The sequence below is a fragment of the Mesorhizobium sp. GW821-FHT07A06 genome, from assembly GCF_059419085.1.
Map to the genome: position 1 here is coordinate 535108 of NZ_JBWKRC010000004.1, position 11420 is coordinate 546527.

14 protein-coding genes are annotated in these 11420 nt (G+C 64.4%); 4 read left to right on the top strand and 10 right to left on the bottom strand.

Going from position 1 to position 11420, the window contains the following annotated elements; all coding sequences use genetic code 11:
* Positions 1-2: 2 nt before the first annotated feature.
* The 10 genes from AC07SZ_RS16865 to AC07SZ_RS16910 form a co-directional block, all read right to left on the bottom strand.
* A complete protein-coding gene (locus AC07SZ_RS16865; RefSeq protein WP_494915151.1) occupies positions 3-1244 on the bottom strand; it encodes a flagellar basal body P-ring protein FlgI in 1242 nt (413 codons plus the stop codon).
* Positions 1241-1777 (bottom strand): flagellar basal body P-ring formation chaperone FlgA, encoded by a 537-nt coding sequence (flgA, locus tag AC07SZ_RS16870; protein ID WP_494915153.1) that lies wholly within the window; start codon positions 1775-1777, stop codon positions 1241-1243. Before flgA ends, AC07SZ_RS16865 begins: the two co-directional genes overlap by 4 nt.
* A gap of 6 nt (positions 1778-1783) precedes the next feature.
* Positions 1784-2572: a flagellar basal-body rod protein FlgG gene (flgG, locus tag AC07SZ_RS16875; protein ID WP_056578245.1), complete on the bottom strand. Its 789-nt coding sequence runs from the start codon at positions 2570-2572 to the stop codon at positions 1784-1786.
* 10 nt (positions 2573-2582) lie between these two features.
* A complete protein-coding gene (gene fliE, locus AC07SZ_RS16880) occupies positions 2583-2906 on the bottom strand; it encodes a flagellar hook-basal body complex protein FliE (RefSeq protein ID WP_172224748.1) in 324 nt (107 codons plus the stop codon).
* Positions 2903-3319: a flagellar basal body rod protein FlgC gene (flgC, locus tag AC07SZ_RS16885; protein WP_056578241.1), complete on the bottom strand. Its 417-nt coding sequence runs from the start codon at positions 3317-3319 to the stop codon at positions 2903-2905. The genes fliE and flgC overlap by 4 nt, the downstream gene beginning before the upstream one ends.
* A gap of 2 nt (positions 3320-3321) precedes the next feature.
* Positions 3322-3702 (bottom strand): flagellar basal body rod protein FlgB, encoded by a 381-nt coding sequence (gene flgB / locus AC07SZ_RS16890; RefSeq protein WP_056578239.1) that lies wholly within the window; start codon positions 3700-3702, stop codon positions 3322-3324.
* A gap of 155 nt (positions 3703-3857) precedes the next feature.
* The gene (locus tag AC07SZ_RS16895; protein WP_494915156.1) at positions 3858-4712 is read right to left on the bottom strand and encodes a hypothetical protein; all 855 of its coding nucleotides are present in this window, start codon (positions 4710-4712) and stop codon (positions 3858-3860) included.
* A complete protein-coding gene (gene fliI / locus AC07SZ_RS16900) occupies positions 4693-6090 on the bottom strand; it encodes a flagellar protein export ATPase FliI (RefSeq protein WP_056578236.1) in 1398 nt (465 codons plus the stop codon). Before fliI ends, AC07SZ_RS16895 begins: the two co-directional genes overlap by 20 nt.
* 1 nt (position 6091) lies before the next feature.
* Positions 6092-6817 carry a flagellar basal-body rod protein FlgF gene (gene flgF / locus AC07SZ_RS16905; RefSeq protein ID WP_056578233.1) on the bottom strand — a complete coding sequence of 242 codons (726 nt, stop codon included), beginning with the start codon at positions 6815-6817 and terminating at the stop codon, positions 6092-6094.
* Between the two features lie 2 nt (positions 6818-6819).
* Positions 6820-7941: a DUF1217 domain-containing protein gene (locus AC07SZ_RS16910; RefSeq protein ID WP_056578231.1), complete on the bottom strand. Its 1122-nt coding sequence runs from the start codon at positions 7939-7941 to the stop codon at positions 6820-6822.
* 161 nt (positions 7942-8102) lie between these two features.
* Between AC07SZ_RS16910 and motA the strand changes: the two genes are divergently transcribed.
* The 4 genes from motA to AC07SZ_RS16930 are packed head-to-tail and all read left to right on the top strand — an operon-like array spanning position 8103 to position 11419.
* Positions 8103-8978 carry a flagellar motor stator protein MotA gene (gene motA / locus AC07SZ_RS16915; protein ID WP_494915158.1) on the top strand — a complete coding sequence of 292 codons (876 nt, stop codon included), beginning with the start codon at positions 8103-8105 and terminating at the stop codon, positions 8976-8978.
* Positions 8979-9010: 32 nt separating this feature from the next.
* Positions 9011-9958 carry a FliM/FliN family flagellar motor switch protein gene (locus AC07SZ_RS16920; RefSeq protein ID WP_056578227.1) on the top strand — a complete coding sequence of 316 codons (948 nt, stop codon included), beginning with the start codon at positions 9011-9013 and terminating at the stop codon, positions 9956-9958.
* A 17-nt stretch (positions 9959-9975) separates the two neighbouring features.
* A complete protein-coding gene (gene fliN, locus AC07SZ_RS16925) occupies positions 9976-10362 on the top strand; it encodes a flagellar motor switch protein FliN (RefSeq protein ID WP_056578225.1) in 387 nt (128 codons plus the stop codon).
* A gap of 46 nt (positions 10363-10408) precedes the next feature.
* The gene (locus tag AC07SZ_RS16930; protein ID WP_056578223.1) at positions 10409-11419 is read left to right on the top strand and encodes a flagellar motor switch protein FliG; all 1011 of its coding nucleotides are present in this window, start codon (positions 10409-10411) and stop codon (positions 11417-11419) included.
* The last annotated feature ends 1 nt before the right edge of the window (position 11420 follow it).

The window sequence follows — 11420 nt, forward strand, 5'->3', positions numbered from 1 at the left end:
GCCTATTGGAGAACCAGATCGGCTTGCAGGGCGCCGGCCGACTTGATGCCTTGCAGGATGGCAATGATGCCATCCGGCTTGACGCCGAGACGGTTGAGGCCGGAAACGAGGGTTTGCAGGTCGGGGCCGTCAAGCACGGCGACGCGGGCGTTGGGTCGGCTGACATCGATGGCGGTGAACGGTTCGACCGCGGTTTCGCCCTTGGAGAAGGGTTCGGGCTGCACGACGCGCGGCGCCTCGGTGATGCGCACCGTCAGCGTGCCATGGCTGATGGCGACGCGCGAGATCTTGACGTCGTTGCCGATGACGATGGTGCCGGTGCGCTCGTCGATGACGACGCGGGCCGGCGTGTCGGATTCGACCACCAGATTCTCGATCTCGGCATAGAAGCGGGCCGCCGAAACGCTCTTCGGCCGTCTGATCTGGACGGTGCGGGAATCGCGCTCGGCCGCCACGCGCATGCCGAAGCGCTGGCTGGTGTAGTCGTTGATCGCGTCGGCGATGCGGATGGCGGTCGAAAAATCGGGATTGCGCAATTGCAGCGTCAATGTCGACTGGTCGTCGAACTCGGCTTTCACCTGCCGCTCGACGATGGCGCCGTTCGGCACCCGGCCGGCGGTCGGCACGCCTTGCGTCACCTGCTCGGCCTGGCCCTGCGCGGTGAAACCCGAAACGATCACCGCGCCCTGGCCGACGGCGTAGATCTCGCCATCCGCCGCCTTCAGCGGTGTCATGATCAGCGTGCCGCCGGTAAGCGAGGTGGCGTCGCCCATCGAAGAGACGTCGATGTCGATGCGGGCACCCGATTGCACATAGGGCGGCATGTTGGCGGTGACGATGACGGCGGCGACGTTCTTGGCGCGCGCGCTGCCGCCTTCGGTGGCGATGCCGAGATTTTCGAGCATGGCGCGGATAGACTGTTCGGTGAACGGCGAATTGCGCAGGCTGTCGCCGGACCCGGCGAGCCCGATGACGAGGCCGTAGCCGACCAGCTGGTTATCGCGCGAACTCTGCAGCTGGGCGATGTCCTTGATGCGCGAGGCGACCTGGCCGGGCGGCAACGAGCTTGGCCCGGGCGAGACGCGGAACATGCGGGTGGTGGTCGCCGGATCATATTCCGGATCGTCGTAGACGCCGCCATTCTTGGCGGCGAGATCGCGCTTGGCCTTGAGTGTCAGGCCGTCGGCCAGCGCCGGCTGCAGGCCGAGCGCGGTCGCGAGCAGAAGGGCAAGCGGACGCATCATGAAGCGCTGACCTGGACGGTTCCGTCGGCCATCACCGTGCCGGAGAGGATCTTGCCGCTGTCGCTGTTGCGAACCTTGATGAGGTCGCCGGCCGAACCTGGCTGCAACGTTACGGCGGTTGCGGTGATCGTCAGCCCGCCAGCGACAAAGAAGACCTGCACCGCGGCACCCTGTTCGACCAGCCAGGCCTCGCGGATGGCGGCGGACGGAATATAGCGGCCGGGCAGCAGCGTACGCTTGGCGATCTTGCCTTGAAGCTCCTCGGCGCGGGTCGCCATCGCTTCAGGCTTGTGCTTGCCCGGGATCAGGGTCACCTGCTTCAGGGCTGCAAGCTCGATCGTCTCGCCGGGATAGATGACCCGGTTGGGGATCAGCACGACCTCGCCGGCAGTCTGATTGCCGGCGATCTGCGTCGCCGATTGATTTGCCGATTGATTTGCCGATTCCTGGGCGAAAGCCGGCATGCCGCCGGCCACCAGCGCAAGGATCAGCGCGGTGCGGCGGAATGCGGAGCAGGAGATCGGCATGATCATCATCCGTTACCTGATGTTCTTGGAGACGACCGAGGCCATGTCGTCGGCGGCCTGGATGACCTTGGAATTCATCTCATAGGCGCGCTGCGCCGAGATCAGTTCGGTGATTTCCTTGACAGGGTCGACGTTGGAAGCCTCGAGATAACCCTGCTGGATGGTGGCGAAGCCGGGGTCGCCGGGCACGCCGACATTGGCCGGTCCGGAGGCCGTCGTTTCCTGGAACAGATTGTCGCCGAGCGGTGCGAGGCCGGCCTCGTTGGCGAAGTTGACGATCTGGAGCTGACCGAGATTCTGCAGGTCGGTCTGGCCTCCGATGCGGGCAAAGACCTGACCGGTCTTGTTGACGATGACCTCGACGGCGTCGACAGGCACGGTGATGGCCGGAATGACATTCGCGCCATCCACCGTCACCAGCTGGCCGGTGGCGTTTGTGTTGAAGGCCCCGGCGCGGGTGTAGAGCGTACCGCCATCGGCGCCCTCGATCTGGAACCAGCCCCTGCCGGTCAGCGCCATGTCGAAACTGTTGCCGGTGCTGGTCAGTTCGCCCTGGGTGTGCACGTTGCGCACGGCCGTCGTCTTGACGCCGAGGCCGATCGAGACGCCCTCCGGCACCAGCGAGGCGTTGGAGCGGTTGGGCACGCCCTGCGTGCGGTCGACCTGGTAGAGCAGGTCGGAGAATTCGGCGCGGGCACGCTTGTAGCCGGTGGTGTTGATGTTGGCGATGTTGTTGGCGATGACTTCCAGGTTCGTCTGCTGGGCATTCATGCCGGTGGCGGCGATGGCGAGTGCTTTCATGACCTACTCCTCAGATGCCCATGCGACTGACTTCGAGATAGGCCGAGACGACCTTGTCGCGAATGGCGACGGCGGTCTGAAGCGCCTGCTGGGCGCTCATCACGGCATCGACGACCTGGCGGGTATCGGCATCGCCCTTGAGCGCCTGCAGCGACACTTGCTCGGCATTCTGCAGCGTGTTGACGGTCTTGGACGCCGCCTGGCTCACCGCCTCCGCGAAGGAGGTGCCAAGGTTGCCGGCCGTGGCCGGCGCGACGCCGCCCTGGAGCAGGTCCGTCGCCGTATCGCCCAGCCCGGGCTTCAGGTTCAGCGCGCCGATGCCGTTCACGATCATTGGTTCCTCATCAGGTCGATGGTCATTGAAATGAGGTCGCGCGCCTGCTTCACGACTTGCAGGTTGGCCTCGTAGGAGCGGTTGGCCTCGGTCATGTCGGCCATTTCGATCAGCACGTTGACATTGGGCATCTTGACGTAGCCCTTCTCGTTGGCGGCCTCGTTGCCGGGCTGGAATTCAACGGGAAAATCACTCGGATCGCGGTCGATCGAGTTCACTTCAACCGTCGAGCTGCCGGTCGCCCGGTCGAGTTCGGAGACGAAGCTGATGGTCTTGCGGCGATAGGGGTCGGCGCCGGGCGTGGTGCCGGTCGACTGGGCATTGGCGAGGTTTTCCGAAACCACGCGCAGGCGCTCGGACTGCGCGCCGAGGCCGGATGCTGCGACTTTCAGGGCTGCGGTCAGCGCGTCCATGATCAGCTCTTCACCGCCATCATCATCATCGAGTGGAAAGCCTTGACGATCGCCGTGTTGAGCTCGAAGGAGCGGCGCACTTCGCCGGCCTTGAGAAGCTGGTCTTCAAGCACGACGGTGTTCTTGGACGGCATGATCACGCCGTCATTTTCCTGCGGCTTGATGGTGAAGCCGGCATTGGTCGCCGCGCTGCCGAGATGGCCGGCCTCGGTGGTCTGCAGCGACACCGCGGTACGGTCGAGCACCTTCTCGAAGGGTTCGACATCGTTTGCCGTGTAGCCCGGCGTGTTGGCGTTGGCGATGTTGCCGGCGATCGCCGACTGGCGCACGGAAAGCCACTGCGCTTGCTTGGCGGCGAGATCGAAAAGGGAAACAGGCTCCATGGGAATCTCCGGGCATGTGCCCAAAGACTAGGCCGCCAGTCTTGCGCGGACCTTGCGGAGAGCCGCTAGGGCATGACGCCGAAAAGCATGAGCCGGTTTTCGGAAGACATCATGCCCTCTCTCCTGATCCAGGGCAGGGCACAACCGCGACGGTCTTACCTGGAAAGCGGGATTACCTGGTTGGTGCTGGTCAGCATGACCCATTTGCCGTTGCGCTGCTCGATCGACGACACCGTGCTCGAGTCCGGCAGTGTCGAGCCGCGCTGGACCATCCACAGGCCGGTATCGTCCTCGATCATGGCGCGGCCGTTGGCGACATGGACCATGCGGAATTTCGCGACATCGGCGGGGAAGGGCTGGTCGCCGGGCGGCTGTGCCGGGGTGGCGCCATCCGGAACCGTGCCGGTGGCGAAAAGATCGATGCTGGTGTTGGGAACATCCCTGGTCGTCAGCGGCGCGCTGCGCTCGGCGACCACGCCGCCACCCTCGCGTCCCGAATTGGTGCCGGTGCCGCCAAACTTGATCGCCTGAACGCCGAATTGGTCCTGGTTGAAGAAGATATACCAGGGAAACAAAGCGCAGATCAGGCCGAGCGTGACGCCGAGCGCGGCGATGACGAAGTCGCTCCGCCGGTCCGCCTTCCTGGCCAGTTTTGGAAATTGCGGCTTTGGCGGCTGCGGCCATTCAGTGACGGGAAACAGGCCGTCGATCAACGATTCGCGGCTTGCCTGGGTCGTCTCGGCGGCCTCGACGTGGGGAACAGGCATGGAGGGCACGGCAGTCTGAGCAAGAACAGGCTGGGATCTGGGTACAGCCGGCTTGGCTCTGGCCAGAGCGGGTTTGGCGGCCCTGGCCAGGACAGCGGCGGTCTTGGCGGCTATGGCGCTGGCGGCCTTTGCCTTGGCGATCCTGGTCTCCTCGGCTCGAGCTTCCTCGGCGGCTTTCGCCTCGGCAAGCATCTCGCTCAGGATGCGCTCGGTATACTGGCGTTCAGTCTCCTGGTTCGGCATTCAGCTTTCCCTTGAGATGGCGGGCAAGATCGGAGAACGGATCGGCCGAAGGGCGGTCCCTGGGCGATTGCGTGAGCGCCTCGTAGATCAGCGGCACCTGGCGCACGGCGATGTCGAGTTCGGCGTCGGCGCCGCCCTGATACGCGCCGAGCAGGCGAATGTCGCGCGTGTCCTCGAAGCGGGCGATCATCGATTTCAGCCGCGTCACCAAGGCGCGCTGTTCGACGCTCCAGGCCTTGCCGGCCAGGCGCGATATGGACGACAGCGGATTGACCGGCGGATAGCGGCCCTGTTCGGCGATCGCGCGGTCGAGCACGACATGGCCGTCGAGAATGCCGCGCACGGAATCTGCGACCGGATCATTATGGTCATCGCCGTCGACCAGCACGGAGATGATGGCGGTGATCGAGCCCTTGCCTTCCGCGCCAGGCCCGGCGCGCTCGAGCAGCTTGGGCAGCTCGGTGAAAACCGATGCGGGATAGCCGCGCGCGACCGGCGGCTCGCCGGTGCCTGTCGCCACCTCGCGCAAGGCATGGGCGAAGCGGGTGATCGAATCCAGCACCAGGAGCACGCGATGGCCCTGGTCGCGAAAGTGCTCGGCGACCAGCATGGCTGTGTCGGGTGCGCGCCGGCGCATCATGGCGCTCTCGTCACTGGTGGCGACGACGGCCACGGTCTTGGCCATGCTGTCGCCGATCGTGTCCTCGAGGAATTCGCGGACTTCGCGGCCGCGTTCGCCGATCAGCGCGACCACGACGGTATCGAACGCATCGGCGCCGGCGAGCATGGCGAGCAGCGTCGACTTGCCGACGCCCGAGCCCGCGAAGACACCCATGCGCTGGCCGAAGCAGAGCGGCGTGAAGATGTCGATGACCTTGACGCCGGTCATGAAGGCGGTGCCGACGCGTTGACGTGCCATGGCACCGGGCGTGGTGCCGCCCGACATGTCGTCGCCCCTGATCAGCGGCGGGCCGCCATCGATCGCCCTGGTGAGTGCGTCGATGGCACGGCCGCGCCATGAGCCGTGCGGCGCCACCGCGAGCGGACCCCTGCGGAACACGGCATCGCCGATACCGGCATCGGCGCTGCGTTCGAAGGGAGCGATGACGACCTCGTCGCGGCTGATCTTGACAATCTCGCCGCGGCGCGTGCCGGCCTGGCCGCGCTGCTCGACGATGTCGCCCAGCCTGGCGAAATCGGAAAGGCCGCGAACCTTGTAGTGCGTGGGCGTGACTTCGGTGACCAGACCGCCACGCTTGACCAGCCCATCGGCGCTGCTGAAGCGCCGCCATACCCGCTCCAACGCGGCAAGCCGATCTTCCGGCGTCGGCTGGAGCGGAATTTCGGGTGCGCGGATGGATGGCTGGCCGAGCGGCATGCTACGACTTCGAGCCGAGCGTCTTGATCGCCTCGTCGGTGGAGGAATCCGTCTGCCGCATCAGGGCGGCGGTGTTCTCGAAGGCGCGCTGGACCATGATCAGGCGGGTCATTTCCATCACCGGATTGACGTTGGATTCTTCGACGAACCCCTGGGCGATGCCGACATCGGAGCGATCGGTGACCGGATCGGGAGTGCGCGAAGGCACGATGCCTGAATTGCCGTAGCGCACGAAATTCTCGCCCGGGTCGAAATTGTAGAGGCCGATCGAACCGACAAGCTGGTCGTTCTGACGCAGCGAGCCGTCGGCGCCGGCCTTGGGCGGGCCGTTGCGAGGGTCGAGCTGGATCGGCGCGCCGCCGGCGTCGAGCACCGGATGGCCTTCGATCGACATCAATTCGCCATTCTCGTTCATCGAGAATCGGCCGTCGCGGGTCATGACGGTGCCGGCCGGCGTGTCGATGGCGAACCAGGCGTCGCCCTGGATGGCGAAATCGAATGGATTGCCGGTCTCGGTCAGGGATCCGTGGGCACCGGAAAGATAGGTCTTGCCGGACGAAGCGAAGGATACCGATTTCTGCCCGGTGCCCGACACGACGTCCTCGAATTTCACGCCAGTAGCGCGAAAGCCGACGGTGTTGGCGTTGGCGACATTGTCGGCGATCGTGTCGAGCCGGCGCTCGAGCGCCATCTGAGCGGAAAGGGCGACGTAGAGACTGTCTTGCATGGTCAGAACTTCAACTTCTGCATGGCCATCATCAGGTCGGTGGAGATGCCCGACGTGACTGGCTTGGCAAAGAGCACGCTGATGGACGTCACCGCGGTCGAGGTCGGGTTGTTGATCTCGTACATGCTGGTGAAGCGCGTCAGGAACTTGCTGAGCTTCGCGGGATCGGTGAAATCAGTGAGGTCGAGCTTTTGCTCGAACAGCTGTGCCTGCTTGTCGATGTCGGCGGTGGCAAAGGAATCGGGGAGCCCCAGCGCGGTTCGAACGACGCTGGCAAGCGCCGTGTCGGCCAGCACGTCGTACCAGCTGGTGATGTCGGGCGCCTTGCGCTGGAAATAGAGCGCCAGCCGCACGCCCTCATTGGTCTTGCCGGCATCCTCCTCCAGCGTCTGGCGCATGTATTTGTCGACGGTCGGCTGTTGGGCCGCATTGATGGTGGTGGCGTTCTCGCCGTACTGCTCGAAGTTGAAGGCCGAGGCCAGTGCCGCGTAGGCCGGATCCGTCTGCTTGTTGGCGACGCTGTCAGGGTCGCGCACGCCACCCTGCAGGACCTGTTTGATGAGGTCCTTGTTCTCGGTCGCCGAATCGAGACCGAACGCTGCCAGTGCATAGGTGTAGAGCCGGCCGTTCGACATCAGGTCGTCGATGGACTTCACCTTGGTGATGTTGGCGAGATAATAGGTGGTCTCGCCCTTCACATAGTCTGAATTCGGGTCGACGCCCGCGATTTGAGCCTGCGTGGCGTAGTTCTTTGTCACCAGCTGCTGCGCCTTGTTGTAGATGGTGGCGTCGGCGCCGTTGGCGGCGAAATTGAAAGCGCTGACGAACTGGGCATAGCGCTTGTCGGTCAGCTTGTTGGCGAAGCTGTTGGGGTCGGTGACACCTTCCTTGAGCGCCTTGACCATGAAGGCCTTGGCGTAGTCCATGTTCTCCAGCCCGTAGGCCTTCATGGCATATTTGAACAGCCGGTCATTGTTGACGAAATCGTCGATCGATTTCACCTTGGTGATGTTGGCGAGATAATATTTGGTGTCGCGATCAACCGTCGGCTGTTGCTCGATGCGGTCGATAGACTTGTTGATGTCCTTGGTGATCAACTGGTAGCTGGTAAATGTATCGAGCAAGAACGTGCCTCCGGCCGAAGCTATGCCGGTACAGTAGCCGCACTTCCTTGCGCGAAACTGAATCGCCCTGACATTCGGTTCCACGGCAGCTCGGATTCAAGCCTCACACAAGGCACGGGGACTATCCCTTGCACCTGGTGTGAAATGCGGAAGGACCTGCCGTGGGCATTCTGATCGGACTTGTGGTGACGCTCGGCTGCGTCCTCGGCGGCTTCATGGCCATGGGCGGGCACCTGCACGTGCTGGTCCAGCCCTGGGAAGCCGTGGTCATCTGCGGCGCTGCGTTGGGCACCTTCCTTGTCGCCAATCCGATGAAGACGGTCAAGGACACCGGCAAGGGCATTCTGGAAGCCTTCAAGCAGGCGGTGCCGAAGGAACAGGATTATCTGGAAACGCTCGGCGTGCTGCACAGCCTGATGCGCGAACTGCGCTCTAAGTCGCGAAGCGAGGTCGAGGCGCATATCGACAATCCGGAAGAATCAGCCATCTTTCAGGCCTTTCCGACGGTGCTCAAGAATCACGATCTGATGGCCTTCATCTGCGACTACTGCCGCATCATCATCATCGGCAATGCCCGCTCGCACGAGATCGAGGCGCTGATGGACGAGGAGATCCAGACCATCAAGACCGACAAGATGAAGGCCTATCACGCGCTGGTCGCGGTCGGCGACGGTCTGCCGGCGCTGGGCATCGTCGCCGCGGTGCTGGGCGTGGTTAAGGCGATGGGCGCGCTCGACCAGTCGCCGGAAATCCTCGGCGGCCTGATCGGCGCCGCACTGGTCGGCACCTTCCTCGGCATCTTCCTGTCCTATGCCGTGGTCGGACCCGTGGCCACCAAGATCAAGACGGTGCGCGAGAAGAAGAACCGCCTCTACATCATCGTCAAGCAGACGCTGCTCGCCTACATGAACGGCGCGCTGCCGCAGGTGGCGATCGAATTCGGCCGCAAGACCATCTCGTCCTATGAGCGGCCGACCATCGACGCCGTCGAGCAAAGCACCATGAACACCACCGCCGCTGAAAAGAAGGCCGCCTGAGCGATGTTCGACAGAACGGCGGCAAAACTGTCATGACCAGTCCGGGCAGCCCCGCGCAGGCGCGCTCGCTGATCATCGAGCGTCTGGTCGGCGACAGCGGCGAGGCCGACCAGGTCATCGAAGCCGGCCGCGCCATGGCCGAACGCGCCGTGCCGCTGCTGCAGAACGGGCTCTCGGGCGAGCTTCGCGTTCCCGTGATCGTCGACCTCAAGGCCGTCGAGGTCAGCCGCGTACCCGACGCACGCTCACGCGCCGGCGACAATTTCGCCATGACCGTCGTCGGCTCGCCTGCATCCTCGGATGCGATGACGCTCGTCATCGACGCCGCCGCGATCGCGATCATGGTCTCGACGCTGTTTGGTGGCGACCCGGATATGCCGGTGTCGCCGATCGAGCGCGACCTCTCGCCGATCGAGACCGATGTCTCGACCATGGTGTTCCAGCAGGTCGCGCAGGCGCTGAACGGATCGGGCCCACGGTCGCTCGACCTGCGGCTGCCGGTGCCGCGGGCGATGTCGGGTACCGAAGCGAAACGGCATGTGCTGCGCGATGGTGCTGCCATCCGCGTCGTCCTCGGCATCTCGACGCCGGTCGACAGCGGCTCCATCACCGTGACGATGCCGCAGCGTGTCGTGCTCGCCGGCCGCGACGGCACCGCCAGTGTCAGCGAGGCCGATCACGGCACCAGTTGGCGCGCGCGTTTTTCGGAAGAGGTGATGCGCTCGGCAGTGGCGCTCGAAGCCACCATGCCGCTGACACGGCTGACGCTTGGCGACCTCGCCAATCTCGAAGTGGGCCAGGTCATCGACTTCGACGAAACGGCGCAATCGCGGGCGCGCCTCAGCGCGCGCGGCCAGACGCTGTTCGTATGCGAGTTCGGCAAACTGGGGCAGAATTACACCGTCCGAATCAAGCATCCTTTCGATGCCGGGCAGGATTTCATCGATGGGCTCATGCCGGCCGGTGCCGGGCGCGCCTGAGCTTTTGGAGACGATTCATGGCCAAGACCAAAGTGGAAGCAGAGCTCGACCAGCCAGACGAGCAGCTCGACCGTGCCATCGAGGAATTGCGCGGGGTCCTGCATGAGGAAGAGCAGCGCCCCGACGCGGCGTTCAGGTCCGCCGCGGGCGCCAATTCGAACGTCATCATGAACATTCCTGTCGATGTCCAGATCATCCTCGGCAGCACCGAGATGGCGGTTGCCGACCTGATGGCATTGCAGAAGGGCTCGACGGTGGCGCTCAACCGCCGCATCGGCGAACCGGTTGACGTCGTGGTCAACGGCCGCAAGATCGCCCGCGGCGAGATCACGGTGCTTGAAAGCGACCCCTCGCGCTTCGGCATCAGGTTGACCGAAATCATCACCGGCACGAAGGGCGCCTAGCCATGGCTGGTGGGGCTTGCCGGTTGCAGCGGAGGCGAGAGGCAGCATGACGCCGCTGATGAGCCTGACGCGCGCGCAGAAGGCGGCCGCCATATTGGTGGCGATGGGCAAGCCGTCCGCCAGCCGCCTGTTGAAATTCTTCAAGCAGGAAGAGCTGAAGGCGCTGATCGAGGGCGCCCGGCTGCTCAGGACCATTCCGCAGAACGATCTCGAACGCATCGTCGCAGAATTCGAGGCAGAGTTCACCGAGGGTGCCGGCCTCCTCGATTCCGCCGACAGGATGGACACGATCCTCAACGAGTCGCTGTCGCCCGAAGAGATGAGCGCGATCATGGGCGACAAGAAATTCGAGGTCGCGCCGGAAGGACCGCCGCCGATCTGGCCGGAGCTCGAGAAGCTCGAACCGGCGCGGCTTGGCACCTTCCTGGCGGGCGAACATCCGCAAACGGCGGCCATGGTGCTTTCGAAGCTGGCGCCGCAGACGGCGGCGGGCGTTCTTTTGACGCTGACCAAGCCAATGCGCGGCGAAATCATCAAGCGCATGGTGACGATGGCCAATGTTCCGGATGCCGCTGCCAGGATCGTCGAGAACCGGTTGCGGACCAACGTGCTGGCGGAGACGTCGACCAAGGACACCTCGGCGGGACAGGCGCGCGTCGCGAGCGTGCTCAACGAACTGGACAAGCCGCTGCTCGAGGAGGTCATGCAGGATCTGGAAGCAGCCGGCACGCCCGACCTCGACGGTGTGCGGGCACGGCTGTTTTCTTTCGACGATCTGCCGCTGCTCACCCAGAAGGCGCGCGTGCTTTTGTTCGACGGACTGTCGACCGAGCTTGTCACACTGGCGCTGCGCGGCACCTCGGCGGCGCTCGCCGAATCCGTGCTGTCGGCGATCGGCGCGCGGTCGCGGCGCATGATCGAGGCCGAACTCGGGCAGGGGTCGGACGGAGTGCCTGCCGCCGACATCGCGACGGCGCGCAAGACCATCGTAACGACCACCATCCGGCTGTCGCGTGAAGGCGCATTCGAACTTCCCTCGACCCAAGACGCCGCCTAAG

Bases quoted from the DNA above. Each gene is read 5' to 3' on its own strand.
- AC07SZ_RS16920 (WP_056578227.1), top strand. From the start codon at position 9,011: ATGACCAGTCCGGGCAGCCCCGCGCAGGCGCGCTCGCTGATCATCGAG.
- AC07SZ_RS16930 (WP_056578223.1), top strand. From the start codon at position 10,409: ATGACGCCGCTGATGAGCCTGACGCGCGCGCAGAAGGCGGCCGCCATA.
- fliI (WP_056578236.1), bottom strand. From the start codon at position 6,090: ATGCCGCTCGGCCAGCCATCCATCCGCGCACCCGAAATTCCGCTCCAG.
- fliN (WP_056578225.1), top strand. From the start codon at position 9,976: ATGGCCAAGACCAAAGTGGAAGCAGAGCTCGACCAGCCAGACGAGCAG.
- flgA (WP_494915153.1), bottom strand. From the start codon at position 1,777: ATGATCATGCCGATCTCCTGCTCCGCATTCCGCCGCACCGCGCTGATC.
- AC07SZ_RS16895 (WP_494915156.1), bottom strand. From the start codon at position 4,712: ATGCCGAACCAGGAGACTGAACGCCAGTATACCGAGCGCATCCTGAGC.
- flgF (WP_056578233.1), bottom strand. From the start codon at position 6,817: ATGCAAGACAGTCTCTACGTCGCCCTTTCCGCTCAGATGGCGCTCGAG.
- flgB (WP_056578239.1), bottom strand. From the start codon at position 3,702: ATGGAGCCTGTTTCCCTTTTCGATCTCGCCGCCAAGCAAGCGCAGTGG.
- flgG (WP_056578245.1), bottom strand. From the start codon at position 2,572: ATGAAAGCACTCGCCATCGCCGCCACCGGCATGAATGCCCAGCAGACG.
- fliE (WP_172224748.1), bottom strand. From the start codon at position 2,906: ATGATCGTGAACGGCATCGGCGCGCTGAACCTGAAGCCCGGGCTGGGC.
- flgC (WP_056578241.1), bottom strand. From the start codon at position 3,319: ATGGACGCGCTGACCGCAGCCCTGAAAGTCGCAGCATCCGGCCTCGGC.
- AC07SZ_RS16865 (WP_494915151.1), bottom strand. From the start codon at position 1,244: ATGATGCGTCCGCTTGCCCTTCTGCTCGCGACCGCGCTCGGCCTGCAG.